The organism is Mycetocola manganoxydans (genome assembly GCF_003667545.1).
GTDB classification, from domain to species: Bacteria; Actinomycetota; Actinomycetes; order Actinomycetales; family Microbacteriaceae; genus Mycetocola_A; species Mycetocola_A manganoxydans.
This window is the reverse complement of record NZ_RCUV01000030.1, coordinates 1-698: the sequence shown is the minus strand read 5'-3', so window position 1 is coordinate 698 and position 698 is coordinate 1. Positions and strand designations below refer to the sequence as shown.

1 protein-coding gene is annotated in these 698 nt (G+C 68.1%); it reads right to left on the bottom strand.

Features of this window, described 5'->3' with window-relative positions; all coding sequences use genetic code 11:
* Positions 1-698, bottom strand: a 698-nt coding sequence (locus tag D9V29_RS14740; protein WP_121674088.1) for a DUF222 domain-containing protein, incomplete at both ends; no start/stop codon positions are given.

Here is a 698-nt window from a genome sequence, read left to right as displayed (position 1 = left end):
TTCGAGGACGTCGGCGTCGACGCGGACGATGACGGTGGGGGAGGCGCCGGAGACGGTGGGGGTGTCGGTGGAGCGGGCGAGGGAGTCGATCATCGCGGCGAACACGTCGGCGCGTTGCTGGCCCGGGGTGCGGGGATCCCGCACCCGCCCCGGCTGTGCGCTCTGGCCGGTGACACTCCTGGTGCTGTCTTCAGCGCCTTCAGTGCCTTCGGCGGTTTCATCGTCTGGGCCGGTGGGGCGGTCTGTGTGGTAGCGGGTGGTGGTTCTGGGGTTGAGGACGGCGTCGAGGAGGGCGTGGAGTTTCCCGCCGACGTCGGGGGTGACCTGCCCGCCGAACTTCATCACCCCGTTGTGAACGCGGCGGGAGATCCAGAAGTCCCGGTCCTGGAATGCTTTCTCGGCGCGGGGTTCGATCCCGTCGGTGTCGAGCCGGTCCCGCCACTGCCTGGCCTGGATCGCGATCAAATCTGCCGGCAACGACACACCCACAACACCGGTGTGGTCGGTTCGGCCGGTGGCCTGATCGACGAGGAACTGTTCAGCCGCGGCCAAATGCTCCACATCGGCGCGAGGGGACGCGGTGGCAAGTTCCCTGGTGATCACGTCGGCGGTTTCGATCCCGATCAACCCGTCCTGCAGCGCGTCTTTCACCACCGGGAACAACGCCGGTAACGGTTGGCCGACCCGAACCCTCGGGG